This is a genomic window from Vibrio sp. TRT 2004 (assembly GCF_050113735.1).
Lineage (GTDB): Bacteria > Pseudomonadota > Gammaproteobacteria > Enterobacterales > Vibrionaceae > Vibrio.
In genome coordinates this window covers 18,329-36,649 of sequence record NZ_JBNJOH010000019.1, presented here as the reverse complement: position 1 = coordinate 36,649, position 18,321 = coordinate 18,329, and the positions used below count along the sequence as shown (strand labels likewise).

Annotated in this window: 19 protein-coding genes; 12 read left to right on the top strand and 7 right to left on the bottom strand. The window is 45.5% G+C overall.

The window, feature by feature from the left end:
* The first annotated feature begins 146 nt into the window (after nt 1-146).
* The 3 genes from ACQEXR_RS09815 (at nt 147) to btuD (ending at nt 3,019) form a co-directional block, all read left to right on the top strand.
* The gene (locus ACQEXR_RS09815; protein ID WP_427020242.1) at nt 147-1,175 is read left to right on the top strand and encodes a succinylglutamate desuccinylase; all 1,029 of its coding nucleotides are present in this window, start codon (nt 147-149) and stop codon (nt 1,173-1,175) included.
* A 106-nt stretch (nt 1,176-1,281) separates the two neighbouring features.
* Complete coding sequence (btuC, locus tag ACQEXR_RS09810) at nt 1,282-2,277, top strand: vitamin B12 ABC transporter permease BtuC (protein WP_427020241.1); 996 nt, start codon at nt 1,282-1,284, stop codon at nt 2,275-2,277.
* Complete coding sequence (gene btuD / locus ACQEXR_RS09805; RefSeq protein ID WP_426950631.1) at nt 2,264-3,019, top strand: vitamin B12 ABC transporter ATP-binding protein BtuD; 756 nt, start codon at nt 2,264-2,266, stop codon at nt 3,017-3,019. Before btuC ends, btuD begins: the two co-directional genes overlap by 14 nt.
* A 302-nt stretch (nt 3,020-3,321) precedes the next feature.
* Here the strand turns inward: btuD and ACQEXR_RS09800 are convergent, their stop codons facing one another.
* The 3 genes from ACQEXR_RS09800 to ACQEXR_RS09790 all read right to left on the bottom strand — a co-directional run bounded on the left by ACQEXR_RS09800 (nt 3,322) and on the right by ACQEXR_RS09790 (nt 5,873).
* Nucleotides 3,322-3,897, bottom strand: a complete 576-nt coding sequence (locus ACQEXR_RS09800) for a nucleoside triphosphate pyrophosphohydrolase family protein (RefSeq protein WP_269376938.1) — start codon at nt 3,895-3,897, stop codon at nt 3,322-3,324.
* A 159-nt stretch (nt 3,898-4,056) separates the two neighbouring features.
* A complete protein-coding gene (locus ACQEXR_RS09795; RefSeq protein WP_427020240.1) occupies nt 4,057-4,629 on the bottom strand; it encodes a DUF1415 domain-containing protein in 573 nt (190 codons plus the stop codon).
* A complete protein-coding gene (locus ACQEXR_RS09790; RefSeq protein WP_427020239.1) occupies nt 4,626-5,873 on the bottom strand; it encodes an MFS transporter in 1,248 nt (415 codons plus the stop codon). Before ACQEXR_RS09790 ends, ACQEXR_RS09795 begins: the two co-directional genes overlap by 4 nt.
* A gap of 107 nt (nt 5,874-5,980) precedes the next feature.
* Here ACQEXR_RS09790 and ACQEXR_RS09785 point away from each other — a divergent pair, with 107 nt between their 5' ends.
* Together ACQEXR_RS09785 and modF are read left to right on the top strand one after the other, a co-directional pair.
* Nucleotides 5,981-6,850, top strand: coding sequence for a LysR family transcriptional regulator (locus ACQEXR_RS09785; protein ID WP_138972271.1), 870 nt, complete (start codon nt 5,981-5,983; stop codon nt 6,848-6,850).
* Between the two features lie 114 nt (nt 6,851-6,964).
* Nucleotides 6,965-8,428, top strand: a complete 1,464-nt coding sequence (modF, locus tag ACQEXR_RS09780; RefSeq protein WP_427020238.1) for a molybdate ABC transporter ATP-binding protein ModF — start codon at nt 6,965-6,967, stop codon at nt 8,426-8,428.
* Nucleotides 8,429-8,504: 76 nt separating this feature from the next.
* Here modF and ACQEXR_RS09775 read toward each other — a convergent pair whose 3' ends face one another.
* Nucleotides 8,505-10,112, bottom strand: a complete 1,608-nt coding sequence (locus tag ACQEXR_RS09775) for an RCC1 domain-containing protein (protein WP_427020237.1) — start codon at nt 10,110-10,112, stop codon at nt 8,505-8,507.
* Between the two features lie 239 nt (nt 10,113-10,351).
* Here ACQEXR_RS09775 and ACQEXR_RS09770 point away from each other — a divergent pair, with 239 nt between their 5' ends.
* A complete protein-coding gene (locus ACQEXR_RS09770; RefSeq protein ID WP_331417011.1) occupies nt 10,352-10,597 on the top strand; it encodes a Rho-binding antiterminator in 246 nt (81 codons plus the stop codon).
* On the opposite strand, the gene ACQEXR_RS09765 is transcribed toward ACQEXR_RS09770, so the two are convergent.
* Nucleotides 10,594-10,827 carry a glutaredoxin family protein gene (locus ACQEXR_RS09765; RefSeq protein WP_269376835.1) on the bottom strand — a complete coding sequence of 78 codons (234 nt, stop codon included), beginning with the start codon at nt 10,825-10,827 and terminating at the stop codon, nt 10,594-10,596. The genes ACQEXR_RS09770 and ACQEXR_RS09765 overlap by 4 nt on opposite strands.
* Nucleotides 10,828-10,943: 116 nt before the next feature.
* Here ACQEXR_RS09765 and ACQEXR_RS09760 point away from each other — a divergent pair, with 116 nt between their 5' ends.
* Genes ACQEXR_RS09760 through ACQEXR_RS09750 form a run of 3 tightly spaced genes read left to right on the top strand, consistent with a single transcriptional unit; the run spans nt 10,944 to nt 12,717 of the window.
* On the top strand, nt 10,944-11,447 hold the full coding sequence (locus tag ACQEXR_RS09760) for a M48 metallopeptidase family protein (protein WP_138972290.1): 504 nt from the start codon (nt 10,944-10,946) through the stop codon (nt 11,445-11,447).
* A 5-nt stretch (nt 11,448-11,452) separates the two neighbouring features.
* Nucleotides 11,453-12,505, top strand: coding sequence for a 23S rRNA (adenine(1618)-N(6))-methyltransferase RlmF (gene rlmF / locus ACQEXR_RS09755; protein ID WP_427020236.1), 1,053 nt, complete (start codon nt 11,453-11,455; stop codon nt 12,503-12,505).
* 20 nt (nt 12,506-12,525) lie between these two features.
* Nucleotides 12,526-12,717 carry a hypothetical protein gene (locus tag ACQEXR_RS09750; RefSeq protein ID WP_138972291.1) on the top strand — a complete coding sequence of 64 codons (192 nt, stop codon included), beginning with the start codon at nt 12,526-12,528 and terminating at the stop codon, nt 12,715-12,717.
* Here the strand turns inward: ACQEXR_RS09750 and pilW are convergent.
* Together pilW and metA are read right to left on the bottom strand one after the other, a co-directional pair.
* Nucleotides 12,714-13,406 (bottom strand): type IV pilus biogenesis/stability protein PilW, encoded by a 693-nt coding sequence (pilW, locus tag ACQEXR_RS09745; protein WP_138972292.1) that lies wholly within the window; start codon nt 13,404-13,406, stop codon nt 12,714-12,716. The two genes, ACQEXR_RS09750 and pilW, sit on opposite strands and share 4 nt — an antisense overlap.
* A gap of 162 nt (nt 13,407-13,568) precedes the next feature.
* Nucleotides 13,569-14,510 (bottom strand): homoserine O-acetyltransferase MetA, encoded by a 942-nt coding sequence (gene metA, locus ACQEXR_RS09740; RefSeq protein WP_138972293.1) that lies wholly within the window; start codon nt 14,508-14,510, stop codon nt 13,569-13,571.
* A 130-nt stretch (nt 14,511-14,640) separates the two neighbouring features.
* Between metA and ACQEXR_RS09735 the strand changes: the two genes are divergently transcribed.
* The 3 genes from ACQEXR_RS09735 (at nt 14,641) to ACQEXR_RS09725 (ending at nt 18,311) form a co-directional block, all read left to right on the top strand.
* Nucleotides 14,641-15,042 carry an ATP-binding protein gene (locus ACQEXR_RS09735; RefSeq protein ID WP_138972294.1) on the top strand — a complete coding sequence of 134 codons (402 nt, stop codon included), beginning with the start codon at nt 14,641-14,643 and terminating at the stop codon, nt 15,040-15,042.
* On the top strand, nt 15,012-15,449 hold the full coding sequence (locus ACQEXR_RS09730; RefSeq protein WP_138972295.1) for a DUF3859 domain-containing protein: 438 nt from the start codon (nt 15,012-15,014) through the stop codon (nt 15,447-15,449). The genes ACQEXR_RS09735 and ACQEXR_RS09730 overlap by 31 nt, the downstream gene beginning before the upstream one ends.
* 135 nt (nt 15,450-15,584) lie before the next feature.
* A complete protein-coding gene (locus tag ACQEXR_RS09725) occupies nt 15,585-18,311 on the top strand; it encodes a bifunctional diguanylate cyclase/phosphodiesterase (RefSeq protein WP_427020235.1) in 2,727 nt (908 codons plus the stop codon).
* The last annotated feature ends 10 nt before the right edge of the window (nt 18,312-18,321 follow it).

Below are 18,321 nucleotides of genomic sequence, written 5' to 3'. Positions count from 1 at the left end.
GTGGAAGACCTATTTGCCACATCTGTTAGTGGCAATTGGATAAATTGCAATGAGGCACATGATTGGTGTCAATAAGTGGGATCGCACCTACAAAATTTATCCGAACAATTCATTAACATACCCGCTGTGCAATAAAGGAGTAGCGCATGACGAAAAACCTCTTTCGCCAATCATTTCTTTTAGACAGTCTAAATTTAGAACAAGAAATGCCAGCCAACGAAGTCACGGTTGCTGGTGGAACTGTCTTTAAAATTCATCAACGTGGTGTGTTGGAGGTCATTCCAGCGAAGCTGTCTGAAGATAGTAAGCACATCATTATTTCCTGTGGTATTCACGGCGATGAGACCGCGCCGATGGAGATCACGGATAAGATCATCACTGATATTCAATCTGGTTTCCAAACGGTGACTAACCGGCTGCTTTTCATTAATGCTCATCCAGAAGCGACTAACGCGCATACGAGATTCATTGAAATGAATCTCAACCGTCTGTTTGATGAGAAAGAGTATCAACCGTCTAAAGAGCTTGAGATCGCGAAGAACTTGAAGAAGGTTATGAGTGATTTTTATCTTGGGACAGAGCAAGAGCAGCGTTGGCATCTCGATTTACATTGTGCGATTCGTCTATCGAAACATTACTCGTTTGTCGTTAGCCCTAAGGTTCGTCATCCTGTCCGCAGTCAGGCTTTGATGGAGTTTGTATCCAGTGCTCATCTTGAAGCCGTAATGTTCTCAAATGCACCTTCGAGTACCTTTAGTTGGTTTAGTGCGGAAAACTTTGGTGCTCAAGCGCTGACCGTTGAACTTGGTCGCGTGGCTAAAATCGGTGAGAATGAACTCGATAAGCTGGTCGCATTTGATCTGGCATTACGTGACCTAGTGTCAGACAGTCAGGCGGAGCATCTGCCACGCAAACCGACCATGTACCGTGTGAGTCGTACGATTGTTCGTCTTCACGATGATTTTGATTTCCTATTCGATGACAACGTCGAAAACTTTACGGCATTTAAACATGGTGAAGTGTTCGGACATGATGGCGATAAACCATTGATGGCAAAAAATGAGGGTGAAGCGATTGTGTTCCCTAACCGTTATGTCGCTGTCGGTCAACGTGCTGCGCTAATGGTATGCCCAGTGAAAACTCGTTATGAAGAAGGTCAGGTCGTTTACGATTAAGACCATATTTTGTGACTAACTAGGTTTGTACGCTTTCTATTTTAATGGCTTAACGGTATCGTTAAGCCATTATTATTTACGGCTTTGCCAAATAGATAACGACAACATGGAATTCTCTCAGCTACTTAACCGTAGACAACGTAGATGGACGCACTTTGGTGTACTTTTCTTGATCACTCTACTTGTTATCAGTGCCGTTTATCTCATGGTCGGTGAAGTATTCATTTCGCCTTTCGAGACACTTTCATCATTGCAAGAACAGTTAATTATGCAGCTACGTTTGCCACGTTTATTGGCGGCCGTCGCGGTAGGAGCGGCGTTAGCCGTTTCTGGGGCCGTGCTACAGGTATTACTGGGCAATGTGCTTGCAGAACCTGGGGTACTCGGTATCTCAGGTGGCGCTAGCGTCATGATGGTGCTGGTACTGTTCTTTTTTCCGCTGTTGGCAACGCCCATTGGCTTTATGCTGGCTGCGGTGTTAGGGGCGCTAGCCTTTACTCTGCTATTGGTGTTTGTTGCAAAGTCTCTGCGTTTGACTACCACTCGGTTATTACTGGTAGGGGTCGCCCTTGGCATTCTATCTGGTGCGATTGTCACTTGGGCGTTTTACTTCAGTGATGATCTAAGCCTGCGTCAGTTGATGTATTGGTTGATGGGCAGCATAGGCGCGGCAAGTTGGTATCATCATATGTTGACCTTGTTGTTAGTGCCTGTGTTGGTCTGGTTATGTTGCAAAGGGCGTTTGCTAGATAAGTTGATGATGGGTGAACAGCATGCGAAGCAACTAGGCGTCGATGTTGATAATGCTCGTTGGAAGTTGATCCTTGCCGTATCGATTCTTGTTGGTGGTGCGGTGGCATTAGGGGGAGTCATCGGTTTTGTCGGTCTCGTAGTCCCTCATCTTCTGCGACTCGCTTTTGGCAGTGAAAATAGATACTTACTGCCTATTTCCGCTCTGGCAGGTGCGACACTCGTGGTCTTTGCGGACTTGATCGCCAGAACGGCGCTTGATTCTGCGGAGTTGCCGTTAGGGGTCGTCACCACGTCAATCGGTGCACCAATCTTTATTTGGATGTTGGTAAGTAATCATGATTCACGTTAACAGTTTATCCGTCGGCGCTAGATTGTTGCCACTATCCTTCGCAGTAGAGCGCGGTGAGATCCTTCATATTATTGGTCCGAATGGCAGTGGTAAGAGTACCTTACTATCTGCGGTCGCGGGATTACTCAATTTTGAAGGTCAAGCAACCATCTTTGATTTTGATGTTGCACAAAGTTCAATCTCTACTTTGGCTGAACGTCGTGCGTATCTTACACAAAGTGACCGTCCAGCGTTCAACCTCGATGTTGTTCACTATGTGTCACTCTCTTTGCCAGCCTTTATTAACTCTGCAACCAGTGAAATTGAAAGCGTTATTGAGGAATTGGCTCAACTTTTAGAGATTGACGACAAACTTCACCGTTCCATTCATCACCTTTCTGGAGGGGAGTGGCAAAGGGTACGTCTGTGCGCGATCTGTTTGCAAATATGGCCAACTTTAAACCCACATGCTCGTTTACTAATCCTAGATGAGCCCGCAGCTCCGCTCGATATCGGTCAGGAAAGCCTACTGTATAAACTTATTCGCCGTGTGGCTGAGATGGGAATTAGTGTGATTATGTCCAATCATGATCTCAACCGGACCCTCAAGCATGCAGACAAAGCATTGCTGCTCGATAAAGGAGTACTGCAAAGCTTCGGCGACGTGACGCAAGTGCTGAACGCAAGCGAACTGTCACGAGTGTTTAAAACCCAAGTTAAGCACGTCATGTTGGATGGAGAGCCCATCCTGCTGTTTGAGTAATTATTTACCCCGAAAGGATTAGTTTGGTGCGTCTTGCACTGGTTTAGATCGCGGGTCAATGACTCGTGTCGCTGCTTTTTTGTAAATCCATTAAAAATCAATGAGTTAAATTTTATTCAAGATTGGCACGCTATTGGCAATAGTGATAGCGATACATTCTCGTTCTTGTTAGGCGGATTTAACTAGAGGGGAGTTCTACGAGAGTGGTAACAAACCAAATGTTAATGAAGTCAGTTTTTGACTATGGCAGCTTACGCCACCTAAGGGAAACCGAAGGTGGCGTCTTTTTATCTAGCGTCGACCTATTTAGTCAGAGGCGCAAGATCCGCAGGACGGTAGTAAACCGACTTCAGTACTTTGCCTTGACGGATCGTCTTACCTTCAGCGACGAAATCTTCAGCACATTTAGCGATAATGTAATCGCCTTTTTGTACTGCCATCAGCTTGATACCTTGCTCTGCATAGTGTGCTTCAGTATCAGCGTACTCTTGCTCGTTACGACATACTTTACTCATATTGCTTGAGTGCACTTCATCCCAACATGGAACAAAGTCAATGCCACGGTTAACCGCAACGTTAAGTAGCAGGTCGATAAGGTAGTTGATGGCTAGGTTGTCTTCAATTTTGTCGTGGCCTAGATGCACCAAGCGACCCATCAAAACGTATACACTGTCGATGATCGCGTCCGCTTGTTCTGTTTTATTGTCAGCTTCTGCTAACTCAGTTAACTCTTCGATTGCAAGAGAAGTGTGTAGAGTGTCAGCCTTGTCATCTAGGCTCTCAGGAGAAGCGACAGGTAAATCGAAGGTGCTACGGAACTCAGAAATATCACGGTAAAGGTGATTGAAAATATCAGTGGTCAGTTTTGAAAGGTGCATATCCATTAATCCGGATGTCATTGTGGTGGAGCAATACTACCAAAGCGGGTTAAATCCTGCTATCGGCGCTATAAAATAAATCAGTCGAGCGACAAACAATTGAACAGAGCGGGATCAAGTGCCCAATAAGGTCAGCTTGTCGTTTGTCGCTTCAACTCGTTAGCGGAATAGGTATGGGAAGAGTTTTCGACGTTCTTCAGCCGTTAAGGACTCAACGCGAGCAATGTTGGTATCTGGAATCGCCTCAGGATTTGGGTAATGTTTAAGGACTTTTTCCATGCTCTCTTCGCGGATCAGATGAAATACGGGTACCGGAGAACGGTTGGTGAGGTTCTCATCGTCTTCAGGCTCTGCACCCCCAAAACAGTAGTTTGGGTGGAAGGTGGCTAATTGGAAAATACCTTCCCAATCTTGCTGGCGTATAAGCGCTTCGATCCAGTCGATAAACAGGTTGTAGTCGTAGAAGTCACTGAGCATATTGGGAACCGCAACCAGTGTGGTTTCAAGTTGCTCCGGCTCAGTAGAGTCCAGTTCAAGCAACTGAGTCAGAATATCTTCCAGCAGCGCTTCTTCTGTTTCGGCTTCGCTAACGAAAATTTTAATCTGTTTGTTGCGTTGTGGCTTGGCGGCAAATGGACAAAGGTTAAGGTCGATCACCACATCGTTTAGCCATTGTTCTACAGCGCTTGCCACTTGCTGTTTGTTCATCTGTGTTGAGCTTTGGTTAGTCATTTTGCTTCCAAATTAGAATTTGGCGCAAGAATAGCAGATTCTACTGGTGCTGGCTTGTCTATTGGGCCATTAGCCTCGGCTCTCGACAGCTTATGGCAGAGGATAAACACCAAAGCATAAAGCATTGAGCCTCCCGCCATGACATACGCCCAGCCCCCTTGTTGCCAGCAGTAGATAAGGAAGAACCCACCAATACTACCGCCGATGTAGTAATGAACGAGATAAAGCGCAGTCGCAGTTGCTTTAGCGTGTGTCGCCTTTTGACTGACCCAAGCATACGCGAGTGTATGAGTGAAGAACGCGCCAAAACTGATCAGGAGTAGGCCTAAAATCATAAAGGTCAGTGAATCTACATAAGCGATCAGCATACCAATTAGGCTAATGGTGGTCCCCGTAACCATGCCCGACACGCTTTGGTGACGCTTACGCCAAACCGAAGTTAATCTTGAACTCAACGTACCTGACAGATAGCAAAGGAAGATTAACGAAGCAAGACCGATTGGCAGGTTGTGCGGAGCCGCGACCAAGCGAAATCCCATCACTGAGTACAGATTGACGAACAGGGCAAAATTAACCCCACCAAGTACCATCGCAATCCAAATCGTTTTGTTTTTAAGGTGCTTCACCACAGCACGATTATGGTAGCGCAACATACCTCGTTGAGGCGTGAAGTTCACCTGCTTTGGTAGGGTAAAGAACACCACTGACGCACCGAACAGTGACACCAGTGCGACGACGATGACGGCTTGCTGCCAGCCAAGTGCATCTGTCAGAGTACCACCAATGATTCTTCCGGCAATACCGCCCAGAGAATTGGCAGCAATGTATCCGCCGATCGCTTGGGCGAAGGCCTGTTCAGACAACTCTTCAACCATATAGGCAACCGCTACGGAGGCGAATGCAGCCAGCGCCATACCCATGAGCGCACGAAGTATAACGAGAACAACAAGTGAATCACTGACCAACATCGACAGGCCAATCACCGGCATAGCCAGCAGACCTACGAGCATTATCTTGCGCCGCCCGTATGATTCGGACGCGACTGCCCAAGGAACGAGACAAACGGACAAGGCAAGCGTACTGGCGGCAAACACCCAGTTAATTTGGGTTTCGGAAACGGAGAAATGCGTCGCCATAAACGGAAGCATCGGCTGGAACAGGTACAGGTTACAAAAAACCAAAAATGAGCCTAAGGCTAAACTAAAAGTGACGTTCCGGTACTGCTTGGTTTTAAGCTCAATCATAGTGGCGCTTCAAATAAGGAGATATGTGAGCAAAATATCAGTCAAAATGTGATAAATAAAATATATTAAAAATATTATTGTGATATGAAAATTATATAGAGATAAGCATGGACTCGAAGCATCTCAAGCACTTTGTTGCTGTCGCACAACATGGGCATTTCACTCGAGCAGCCAAAGCACTGCATATCGCACAGCCGGCTTTGAGCATTTCGATAAAAAAGCTGGAACAAAGTCTGGGAGTCGAACTGTTTCGACGTGAAGATCGGCAAATATCGCTCACCGATGAAGGCGAGGTTCTGTATGAGCACGCCAAACGTATCTTACAGCAATTGGAAGATGCTCAACTTGCGATTGATGAGCTCAAAGGGCTTGAAAAAGGTGAAGTTCGGCTTGGTGCACCAAGTATGATGGGATCCTATTTCTTTCCACAGGTGCTGATGGCATTTAACAGCCGTTATCCCAATCTGAAATTAACTTTGGTCGATGCGGGCACTCGAGATATTCGCAAGATGCTACTTAACGGCGAGCTCGATATTGGTGTGATTGACGATGAAAATGTGCCTGAAGACCTAGAAACCGACCATCTTTTGCAAGTGGAAATGTTGGCCGTTGTTGCCAAAGAGCATGCATTCGCAAAACAGAAATCGGTCGGCTTCGAGGATTTTTTTGACCATGAGCTGGTGATGTTTAAACAAGGTTATTTTCACCGTAACTTTCTCGAAGAAAAGGCATTGCAGTGCAGCAAAGAGATGCGCTTCTCTTTTGAAACCAATCTGTTGCCAATGATTCTAAGCATTGTAAAACACGAGTTTGCGATTACGGCACTACTTGAATTAGTGACCCAAAATGAGAAAGAGGTGGTTGGAGTACCGTTTGAACCAAGAGTCAAAATCGATCTATTACTGGCGTGGCGAAAGGATGGATACTTATCTATGGCGGACAGAACGTTTATTGATTTTGTTAAGCAATACGCCTAATGCTCTAATCTCGTTGTGAATATCACACTTTGCTATTTCCCTATCGCACTAAGCCTAGGTTTGAAGTAATTTGAGGCTATCAATCTATGTTTTGAAGGGTAGGGAAACCATTCTATGCAAATAATTATCAACCAGCTCGCTTTAGAAACAGGTACTAATCGACTCGAAATCGACGAGTGGACGATTAACCATGGACAATCATGGGGCGTATTCAGTACTGAAGGCGATATTGGGTCCGCATTAGGATGTCTACTTACGGGCGAATATACGGTGTCGGAATCCATGCTTTCAGCAAGCGAAGGAGGCATTGCTCAAGTTTCGCTGGTTGAACAGCAACGATTATTGGAAGAGGAAATCGCCAATGATGAGACAGATTTTTTAGATAGAATTGATACAGGCACATCGGTTTACACATTGATTTATCGTCAGTGTCATTCTGAGTCAGTGACTAAAAACCTGCTTGAAAAACTGGATCTTTGCCACTTAGAAAAAAGCGGTTTCCGCGTGCTGTCTACGGGAGAAACTCGTCGTGTAATGCTTGCCCGTGCATTGGCAACACAGCCACAACTGATTGTGCTTGATAACCCCTTTACTGGCCTCGATGTCGCCCACAGAGCATCGCTAGCCGACTATCTGTATGAGTTATCGAAATCTATCCAGATGATTGTTACTTTCAATCGTGAAGAGGATATACCGGCATGGGTTGAGCAGATTGCGATGTTCAATCACGGCAAACTTGAAAGTGTTATGCCCAAGAGTGAATGGGAGTCGCATCCTGTTATTCGTCAGATTAAGGCACAGTCTCAGCAGCAGAGCGCACAGATGTTGGCATTAATCCACCGCTACCAACATAGCCACCATTTCGATAACCCGGTATTTGAAATCACACAAGGTCAAGTCGCGTACACGGATAAAACCATCTTTACGGGCTTGAACTGGCGAATTGATAATGGACAACACTGGCAAATCAAAGGGCCAAACGGCTGTGGAAAAAGTACACTGCTTGGGCTCATTTTTGGCGACCATCCGCAATGTTATTCCAATGACATCCAGATATTTGGCAAAAAGCGCGGCTCTGGTGAATCTATTTGGGAAATAAAAAAGCACATCGGCATGGTGTCGTCTGCTCTGCATCTCCAATACCGTGTCAGTTGTAAGGCACTAGAAGTCATTCTTTCGGGCTTTTACGACTCAATTGGCCTTTACCAGCAACCCTCTAAGAAAGAGATTCAGGTTGCTAAAGAGTGGCTGGAAATTCTCCATATGAGCCAGTATGCCAACATCTCGTTTAGAGAACTGGAATATGGTCAACAGAGGTTGCTGTTGATTGCTCGTGCGATTGTTAAACAGCCCGCGCTGCTGATATTGGATGAGCCATACCAAGGGTTGGATTATCTAGGAAGGCGGCTGGTAAAAAATACTCTCGAGCTGATTGCCAAGGAAAACTTAAGCCAACTTCTTTATGTTTCACATTACCAAAACGACAAACTGGAAAGTATTGTCAATGAGGTCGAGTTTGTGTTTGATGAAACTGCTCATTGCTACAGAGCGAATGTTTCATCTGGCGAGACGCACTAACATCTTGGTTTATCAGCGATAACTCGTTCCATACGAGCTAGCTAGGTTAAGTAACAGCTAGCTCGATTCACACCATTTATGGTGTCGAATATTCCACCTCTTTGCCTTTGAGTTCAAGTTGATGAGCGGCTTGAGTTAAATCACCACCTCCATTACCGTCGCCAAAACAGACGACTGTGCCATTTGTTTTGAGTACAGCGAATGCGGTATCGGTAGCATAGACAGAATGTATATTGCTAAGGTCAACGTTGGATGAGTCAGCGCCAAAATTTGAATGTCCCCACGTTAAGACCGTTTCATCCTTCATTAAGGCGAAGAAAGCATGACCGTTGGTGAAGAGTTTTTCCACCCCTTGCGAGAAATCTATGGTTGAGGAATCTCCTCCTGCGCTAGCGAGTCCCCACGATACGACCGTACCGTCGAGTTTAACCGCTGAGAATGCTTGTTTGGTGGCTGAGATCGATGTTACTCCGCCGGAAAAGTCGACACCGGTTGAGTTTCCACCGTGAGCCGCGTCTCCCCATGTGATCACTGAACCATCTTTCCTTAGCGCAGCAAACGCTTTCTTTGTTGCAACAACGGTTTCTACGTTACTGATTTGGCTCACGACACCGCCATATGAGGGGTGCCCCCACGCAGTAATAGAACCGTCGTTTTTTAGTGCGACAAATGCACCGTCATTTGAGAATATATCAACAACAATGTCGTTAATTTGAGTCGGTTGGCGCCCTCCAGTATCAGGGTGCCCCCATGCGACGACAGAACCGTCGTCCAGCAAAGCGGCAAACGAAGCATCCGTCGCGAAGACCTTTTTTACCGTGCTGTTGAAGTGAACACCATTTAGATTTGCTCCAGTAAAGCTGTTGCCCCATGCGACAACGCTTCCATCAGTTTTGATTGCGACGAAGGATGCGTCATTGGAGTATATCGATTCAATGTCCCTTGAAAGATCGACATTAGAACTGTTCCCACCGCTATTGGCACTTCCCCAAGTGACGACGCTACCGTCATTTTGCAGGGCGGCAAAGGCATAATCATTGGAGTAAATAGTGTTGACACCGCTCGAGTTAAAGCTGACCTGACTACTGTTGGCGCCGAGTGTGTTGTCGCCCCATGTAAAGACTTGCCCCTTGCTGTTCAGTGCAGCAAAAGCGCCTCCAGTGGAATAGATGCGTTTTATATCCGAAAGATCACGGTTTAAACTCCCGCCATAATAAGGGTCTCCCCAAGTCACGACCGTCCCGTTTCTCTTGAGTGCGGCGAAAGCTTTAGCGTTGCTATAGATAGTTTCAATGAGGTCTTCAGGTGGAGCGTAGTATTTGATTAGCGGAGAACTGACTTCGTCATTGGCGACGGTTAACTTAACTCTTTTGCCAAAGGTCGCCACATCGATTGTTTTAATCGGCCCAAATGATACGGAGTCTGAATGATCAAACGTACCGTCGTTGTTGCTATCCGTTTCCCACTGGTAGTCAAAATCTTGGTGAGTGCAGATATGACAAAATGCTTTGACACCTATATAGCCAGTACTGGAATTGCCGTACCAAGCACCAAATTTATTGATCTCTATGGGGGGAGGCGGCGTAGGCTTTTTAGGGGGCACAAGGGAGACTGGCTCACTGCTGCCATTGCAACCTAAAATGAACATGGGGACGATAATAAACAACAAGCCTATTCGGTTCATATTTTTGGACCATATAATCAAAACACCAAAAGTATGTGCCGTTTTTAGGCTGCCAATGTTTCAGTTGGGTAACGTCTCGCAGGCATTTAACGTTTATGTCTAACTCAGTGCTGTAAATCTTGGAGAGACAACGACTTGAGTTGTATGACTTGCATGGGTAGAGTGTTTGTTGTTGGTGCCAATAGGGCCAATGGCTGTGAGCCAAATCTGTCCATCAATGAATTAGAGCGGAGAGTAAAATGATTAGCTGCAACGATTATGACTATATCGAGATAGTGTGTTTGTACCGTTATCCTGTTCGTTTGACGCTAACAACAGGTCAAAGCATGGAAGGTATTGCTCGTGATACTGCTCGTAATCAGGACAAGCAAGAAGTGATTAAACTCGACGTAGACGGTGTCGAGCACTTGGTCGTACTCGACGAAATTTCATTAATGGACGTCTTGGTGGCGAATCCGCACTTCGCGCAAAAACGTTTTATCTAACCCTTGGAGTTATACATCTTTTCAAAGTTATTTGGGTTCCAACCAATCATATAACGGTCACCAATCTTCAAAACCGGCAGTGAGCGAGCGCCAATTGCATCCAGCTCTTTACGACCACGCTGCATCTTAGCGTTGGTTAAACGGTACTGATAGCCTTTCGAATCGAGATAACGCTGAGCGTCTTTGCAGTGAGGGCATTTGTCTTTTACATACAGTACGAGTCGTTTCATCTTGTGTTCCTAGGCAGATATTCAGCGCAGAGTTTAATGAAAAGACCGTGAATGGCAAGTGTGAATAGGGTAGACTTATGCCCCTTTTGTAGACCAGACTTCGCTTTGTGTTAAATATGAATCCTTCATTACGCTACATCCAAGGTTATCCTGAACATATCGTGACTCCCGTTAGCCAATTGGTGGAGTCTGGACGTTTAGTCGCTTGGTTTGAGAAACGCTACCCCGATAATCATACAATCAAAAGTGAAAAAGCGTTGTTTGAGTATGCTTTAGCGATCAAAAACCGCTATATGAAGAAGACAGCTCCGTTGAGTAAAGTGGTCTACGATAACAAGATTCATCTGATAAACAACGCGCTTGGGCTACACACTTATGCCAACAAGATTCATGGTGGCAAGATCAAATCTAAAAACGAGATTAGAATTGCCAGCGTGTTTAAGAATGCGCCGGAGCCGCTTTTGCGTATGCTGATCGTTCATGAGTTAGCGCATTTTAAAGAGAAAGAGCACAACAAGGCGTTCTATCAGCTTTGTTGCCATATGGAACCGGAATACCATCAGCTGGAGCTTGATGCTCGTTTGTTTATGATTTACCTAGAAACAGTGAACCGCAATTAATCGTGATGACTCGTCGAAATAACAATACTAAGTCCAGCAATGATATGGGCCAAACCAAACCAGCAACATCAGAGACTAAAGTGATTAAGCGCCCAGCGAAAGCGGGTCTGCACAAACGAAATCTGCATAATGGACGTTACGATTTCAAAGCGTTGACCGATGCATTGCCTGAATTAAGCGCGCACATAGTGAAAAACCCGAAAGGGGAGGCAAGTATTAACTTCTCTGACCCCGTCGCGGTTAAACTGCTTAATAAGGCGTTGCTGGCGCACCATTATTCTGTGACTCAATGGGATATTCCACACGGTTACCTTTGTCCGCCAATTCCTGGTCGCGCTGATTATGTTCATCGATTAGCCGATTTACTGGCTGACGATTGCGGGCAATCTGTTGCGAGGCGCATTAATGCTCTAGACATCGGTGTCGGTGCAAACTGTATTTATCCAATTGTGGGTGTCACCCAATACGGTTGGTATTATACGGGGTCGGACATTGACCCAGTATCGGTCAATAACTCGAATCAGATTGCAGCCAATAACGCGGTGCTTAAAGATAAGATCGAATGCCGCTTACAACAGAACAGTCGTTATCTGTTTAAAGGAATCATCAAACCGGGCGAGTTTTATCACCTCACAACGTGCAATCCTCCGTTTCATAAATCTCTCGAAGAAGCGCAGCAAGGCAGTGCGAGAAAGATCAGTAATTTGTCTGCGAACAAGGCTAAGCGTGGTCAGGGTAAAACCCAAGCGACGGAAAAAGGGCAACCGGTTCTCAACTTCGGTGGCCAGCAGGCCGAACTGTGGTGTTCAGGAGGAGAGGCCGCCTTTATCAAAAACATGGCTTTTGAAAGTCGTGAGTTCGCGCACCAAGTGCTGTGGTTTTCTACGCTAATCTCTAAAAAAGACAACGTTCGTTGGATGCGAAAGAATCTTGAAAAAGCCGCCGCGACCGAGATCCATATTGTGGAAATGAGTCAGGGACAGAAAAACAGTCGCTTTATCGCCTGGACATTCCAAACTCAAGAACAGCGTAAGCGTTGGTTGACGTTGAATAAATAAGCCGAGGTCTAGGAGGGCATATGGAGTTTGAGATTTATATGCCTTGTGAACCCGTATGGATATGTGACAGTTTCCTGTTACTGTTCGCTGTGCTGTTTATACTTGGGCTTGGCGGTTTTATCTATATCCTTTACAAAGAGTATCTCAAGATTCATCGCGCTTCAGACGTTAGACGGCGTAGACAAACGCACCATTCACGTCGTAAACGTTAGTGCAAAATTCGCAAATCAATCTCCGTTTGCCCTTGAGCATAAAGTGCCCGTTGTTGATTTAGTTTATGGGTAGCCTGCAGCCATAGTTCATTCGCTCCATACCACTTCTGGTATTGATTTAGCCGTCTCTGCGCCTCAACAAATGCAAAATTGGCTATTTCTATCTCTGCCAAATAGAGTAAAGCGCGAGGTTTGTCGGGTTGATGTAAAAGCGCTTGCTGGAGATACAGCCGAGCTTTGTCTATCTGTTGTGCTTGAAGAGCGCAAAACGCCGCGTTCTCATAACTATCGCCAATGTTGTAATAGTCAGGCGAGCGAATGGCTTGCAGAAATCGCTCCTCTGCTTGTTGGTAGTGACCTTGCTCACAGAGATATGTCCCATAGTTGTTGAGCACGTCGCCGTTATTTGGGTGCTCGCGAACGGCTTGTTGATAGAGTTGATTAGCGTTTACGTCTTCGCCCACTTTAGCGAGATAACGGGCAAATGCGAGTTGAGCTCGGTAGTACTTGGGTTGGTATTCGATCGCTTTGTTGAGGTTTTGTCTCGCTTTAACGTAGTTGCCTTGTTCGAGATAGCCTAATCCAAGGGTTATTCTCGCGTCGGCGCGCTGCTTAGTGACTAGGGCATGGTTTGTCTGTGATTGAATGCATCCGAATAGCATCAATGTAGATAAGATGAGAATACGCATTGTGGCTGAAGTCGTGTCGAAGTCGATGATTTAGCTAAAACGACAAATGCCTAACGTGCAACGGACGGTGGCTAACGATGGAATGTAGGAAATGGGAAATGAACAAAATAATGTAAAAGGGGAATGACAGAATAGGTCATTCCCCTTTTAATTTGCTCGCAATTATTCGTCTTTGGTGAAATTCGCTTCACTGAAGTGTTCGAGATCGTATGGCGTTTGCTGGTAGACACAATAATTGAGCCAGTTCGAGAACAACAGATGCCCATGACTGCGCCAACTCGCACAAGGCTTGTTGTCTGGATTATTGTTGGGGTAGTAGTTAACCGGAATCGCGGGCTCCATACCTTCGCCTAAATCGCGAATATACTCTTGGTGCAAGGTGTGCGAATCATATTCTGGGTGGCCAGTAACAAACACGTTACGTTTATCTTTAGTCGCTGCGAGGTAGACGCCAGCCACATCGGAAGTCGCCAAAATGTCTAAATCGGTGTGTTGTTCGAGATACTCTGGCGAAAAATCGGCGTAGCGAGAGTGTGGAGCCAAGAAGGTATCATCAAAGCCACGCAACACTGGATGGTAAGGCTGGTGGATTTTGTGATGGTACACACCAGAAAGCTTCTCTTTACGCGTTCGTTTTGGAAGATCGTAGAGAAGTTTTAGACCTGCCTGCGCAGCCCAACAGACGTAGAGTGTTGAAGTTACATGGTCTCTTGCCCAGTTCATTATCGATTGCAGATGCTCCCAATAAAGCACATCCTCAAATTGAACTAAGCCCAATGGTGCACCAGTAATGATCAGCCCATCAAAGTTGCGATTTTTGACCATTTCAAATTGGCGGTAGAAGTTGTCTAGATGTTCTGTTGGCGTGTTCTTACTCGGTCTATCATCAATGCGTAAAAGCTCGATGTCTACTTGGAGTGGGCTGTTTGATAGCAAACGTAAGAATTGCGTTTCAGTCTCAATCTTCTTAGGCATAAGATTGAGGATCAGAACCTTTAGCGGTCGAATTTCCTGAGTCGACGCGCGTGATTCTGGCATGACAAAGATGTTCTCAGTGCGTAACACGTCAGAAGCAGGTAGTTGATCGGGGATCTTAATAGGCACAGCTTTCTCCCTAAGCTTGATTGTGGACGTCTATACTTCCAAACTTAACCCAATCACACAGAGATGTCGATAGCTATATCGAGCCAATTTATAATATGATTCATAGCAACGAACACAAACAATGTGAAATATGACGGTTAAACTGACGCTGATTCGCGGGCTGCCAGGCTCAGGGAAAAGCACTTTGGCTCAGACATTCAACGCACAACATCTAGAAGCCGACATGTTCTTTATTGAACCGTCTGGAGAATATGTTTATCAACCAGACAAAATTGCCGATGCTCATCAATGGTGTCAAGCGATGACAGAGCAGTGCCTGAAAGAAAAGCGAGATGTCGTTGTATCCAACACTTTCGTTCAGCGCTGGGAAATAGTGCCGTATTTCAATATGGCTAAACGCTATGATGCTGAGTTTGAAGTGCTTGAATGCACCAATGATTACGGCAACATTCACGGTGTGACGCAAGAAACGATCAATAGTATGAGGAAACGGTGGCAATCATGGCGAAACGCACGCCAATCGTCGAAATGACTTCTTATGGAATCTATCAAGGCTGGGATTCCAAATCTAAAAACCTACCAAAAATAGCACAGTTCACGACCAAGGTTGTTGCCGAAGAGGGGATCGAATTTGGTTTTATTGTAAATATTAAAAGAGCCAAAGGAGAGGTGATCGAGTTTTGCATCGACCACCCAGGAATAGTGGGTAAAAAAGGCCAAATCCTCGAACCTTTTACCGGCGATATGCATGTTGGGAGCAATGATTGGGACTTCTACTTGGGGGATACCATACAGTTGCTTGGTGATATGAACGGATATGAATCAAATCTCGGCAAGTGGCGTATGACCATCTCGATGAGGGACAATGTTGTTGCTGACAAAACGTTTGAACTTTACGCACGTGATGAGGGAGAGTTCTGGAAGCAAAGAGGTTTTTAAGCGACGGAGCCACAGAGTATTGGCATTGCGAAATCGTCTGATTCATTAAAGATTAATAACTTAGATGTATATCAAGCTAAACATAGGCTATTTTTACTAGACTAGATGGTTAATAAAGAATTACAAAAATAGTCAATGAAGCAGATGCGCTTGCTAAACCTTAATCTACAAACGAAAACCGCCCTGTACTTTTTACTAGGTCTTTTGGGTGTCACGCTGAGCTGCCTTTATATCACACGTTACTTCTTCGTTGTTAGCCTGAGTAATTTGGAAACAATGGAGTCGAATCGAGCCAGTCAACAGGCTCAGCATGTCATTGCGATGATGAGTGACAAACTGGCAGAACACTCTTATGACTGGGCCTACTGGGATGAGAGCTATGAAGTTCTCCTTGGCGGCGATCTAAAAGGTTACCGTGAACGCAACTTAGCACCAGAAACTTTGGATGCACTTAGCGTTGATCTTATGTTGCTCACCGATCTGCATGGGCAGGTCGTGGAAGGGATTTCTCTGACTGAAAGTGAGACTCAGCTGTTGGTTGAGTCGGTCGCGACAAATGAGAGAGTCGTCAAACATATCAATTTGATGAATCGAGTGTTGGATAGTGCCAGAGATGGTTTGAGTGGCCTGTTCTCGGTCAATGGTGACGTTTGGACACTTGCAGTTACTCCAGTGAGAAACAGCGATGGTACCTCAGCGTCGTTAGGTTGGTTGATTTGGGGACGCAATCTCTCTGTCAGATTTCCTGGAGACTTTAAGTCAATTCTTGTCGCTGATAACCAAATCGTGAATGTGGATAGCATCACTTCAACGCCAGATGTGGACTCTAGATCCAAAATTGACAAGACCGAGCAAGCCATGACCCAACTGGCGGACTTACACGGAGTTTCGGGGCAGGTTATTGCGCAACTAGAAACGACCATCGAACGTGTTCATTTTCAGAAAGGGAACGTGCTGTTCACCTATTTGTTCGCTGCCGTAGCGATTGCGACAATCGTTATTTCATTGATTACTTATCTTACATTTAAGCGCCGCGTCGCGGTTCGTTTCTCTGACTTAGAGAAAGATATTGATGCGCTTTTTTCTGCCTATCAACTTGAAGGTCTTGATCAGCCTAATAAAGATGAGTTGGATAGACTAACGAAGCTGGTTCAGACCCTCGCAAATAACACTTCCGCTACCCAAGAGCAGCTACTGGATGCCAAGCGGAAGTTCGATGCGTTGTATCAGAGTCGCACGACGGCAATTCTCTTGGTGAGAGCTAGGGTAATTGTCGATATCAACCCAACAGCATTAGATCTACTGAATTATCAGTACGATGATTTAATGAACCAGCCGCTCGATGTGTTGTGCCCAGATTCTGAGCAGCCTGAATGTCAAATTGACCGTATGTATCACAGCTTTAGGCAGGGGCAGACTCAGTTTGAAGCGCAGATGATTACCAGTAGTCATGAAAAGATAGACTGTAAAATTGAAATCAGCATGATCCAGTATCAGGGACAAAGTACGCTGATGCTGTCGATTGTTGATGTACGTGAACACAAACAACAAGCTAAGTTGATTGAGGATCTGGTTGAACGAGACCATCTATCGGGTCTATGGAACCGAAAATCCATTATGGAACAAGCCCGTAATTTACTCGGTATAGCACCCAATAGATTCTCGTTTATGTACGTATCCGTCCCTAATTTGTCTCATATCTCTGAAGTGTATGGTCACCAAATCTTTGATGCAGCGATGGAATTGATGGCCTTTAAATTTGGTGAGATGTTGACGCCATACCCAGTAGGGAGAATCAGTGAGCATGAATTCTTGGTGTTGATTGCGAATCGTCTCGATTGCGAGAAAGCGATTCATAGCGCTGAACAAATGATGATTGGGTTAGCTGACAAACATACCGTAGAAAATGTTGAGTTGGATCTGAAATGTGACGTTGCTTTTGTCAGCCCTGAAATTACTCATGAGCCCCTCGACACATTAATTCAGGCTGCGATTTATAGTATTACAACAGACAAAAGTGTCCGTAGACTCCCTAGTGTGGTCACTGTGAACAGCGAACTATTCGAATCGGCGAAAACAGCAGTCGCAATTAAGCGGGATTTAAGTGGTGCCATTGCGAATGGAGAAATCCTCGCGGTGTATCAGCCAATCGTTGAAGCCAGCAATGGTGAAATCAATGGATTTGAGGCTCTAGCGCGTTGGCAGCATCCTGATTTTGGCTTTGTGTCACCAGGTGTTTTTATTCCTCTTGCCGAACAGAATCAACTCATTATTGCGTTAGGTGAAAGTATCTTAGAGCAAGCTTGCGTGTTTATTCAGCAAGTCAATTTGATGCGGAAGCGAACTGGGCAGGCGATGCTGACGGTCCATGTGAACCTTAGTGCTCCACATTTCTATCACGCAGATTTACCTCAACTGTTGGTCAAGTTAATCGATAGCTATCAGCTGCAAGCCGGTCAGTTGGTGATTGAAGTCACTGAAAGTATGCTGATGAGTGGTGAGCAGGAAGTGATTAGTCGAATGGAGCAAATGAAAGCGCTTGGCGTGCTGTTCGCTCTAGATGATTTTGGCACGGGCTACTCTTCATTCAGTACGTTATGTAGCTTCCCATTAGATATTGTAAAACTCGACAAGTCATACATTGACCAAATTGAGCACAATGACAGAGCGAAGAGTCTGGTGCGAAACATTGCCAACATGGCTCAAGAACTTGGCTTGACCACAGTAGCAGAAGGCGTAGAGACGGCATCTCAGGTGCGTCGCCTCAAGAGCTGGAGCATCGAAGAAATACAGGGCTACTATTTCTACAAGCCGATGCCGAGCGACAAGATTTTTGAGTTACTCGATCGTTCACGTAGTTAGCTAAGTCAAT

Bases quoted from the DNA above. Each gene is read 5' to 3' on its own strand.
- ACQEXR_RS09815 (WP_427020242.1), top strand. From the start codon at position 147: ATGACGAAAAACCTCTTTCGCCAATCATTTCTTTTAGACAGTCTAAAT.
- btuC (WP_427020241.1), top strand. From the start codon at position 1,282: ATGGAATTCTCTCAGCTACTTAACCGTAGACAACGTAGATGGACGCAC.
- btuD (WP_426950631.1), top strand. From the start codon at position 2,264: ATGATTCACGTTAACAGTTTATCCGTCGGCGCTAGATTGTTGCCACTA.
- ACQEXR_RS09800 (WP_269376938.1), bottom strand. From the start codon at position 3,897: ATGCACCTTTCAAAACTGACCACTGATATTTTCAATCACCTTTACCGT.
- ACQEXR_RS09795 (WP_427020240.1), bottom strand. From the start codon at position 4,629: ATGACTAACCAAAGCTCAACACAGATGAACAAACAGCAAGTGGCAAGC.
- ACQEXR_RS09790 (WP_427020239.1), bottom strand. From the start codon at position 5,873: ATGATTGAGCTTAAAACCAAGCAGTACCGGAACGTCACTTTTAGTTTA.
- ACQEXR_RS09785 (WP_138972271.1), top strand. From the start codon at position 5,981: ATGGACTCGAAGCATCTCAAGCACTTTGTTGCTGTCGCACAACATGGG.
- modF (WP_427020238.1), top strand. From the start codon at position 6,965: ATGCAAATAATTATCAACCAGCTCGCTTTAGAAACAGGTACTAATCGA.
- ACQEXR_RS09775 (WP_427020237.1), bottom strand. From the start codon at position 10,112: ATGAACCGAATAGGCTTGTTGTTTATTATCGTCCCCATGTTCATTTTA.
- ACQEXR_RS09770 (WP_331417011.1), top strand. From the start codon at position 10,352: ATGATTAGCTGCAACGATTATGACTATATCGAGATAGTGTGTTTGTAC.
- ACQEXR_RS09765 (WP_269376835.1), bottom strand. From the start codon at position 10,827: ATGAAACGACTCGTACTGTATGTAAAAGACAAATGCCCTCACTGCAAA.
- ACQEXR_RS09760 (WP_138972290.1), top strand. From the start codon at position 10,944: ATGAATCCTTCATTACGCTACATCCAAGGTTATCCTGAACATATCGTG.
- rlmF (WP_427020236.1), top strand. From the start codon at position 11,453: ATGACTCGTCGAAATAACAATACTAAGTCCAGCAATGATATGGGCCAA.
- ACQEXR_RS09750 (WP_138972291.1), top strand. From the start codon at position 12,526: ATGGAGTTTGAGATTTATATGCCTTGTGAACCCGTATGGATATGTGAC.
- pilW (WP_138972292.1), bottom strand. From the start codon at position 13,406: ATGCGTATTCTCATCTTATCTACATTGATGCTATTCGGATGCATTCAA.
- ACQEXR_RS09735 (WP_138972294.1), top strand. From the start codon at position 14,641: ATGACGGTTAAACTGACGCTGATTCGCGGGCTGCCAGGCTCAGGGAAA.
- ACQEXR_RS09730 (WP_138972295.1), top strand. From the start codon at position 15,012: ATGGCGAAACGCACGCCAATCGTCGAAATGACTTCTTATGGAATCTAT.
- ACQEXR_RS09725 (WP_427020235.1), top strand. From the start codon at position 15,585: ATGAAGCAGATGCGCTTGCTAAACCTTAATCTACAAACGAAAACCGCC.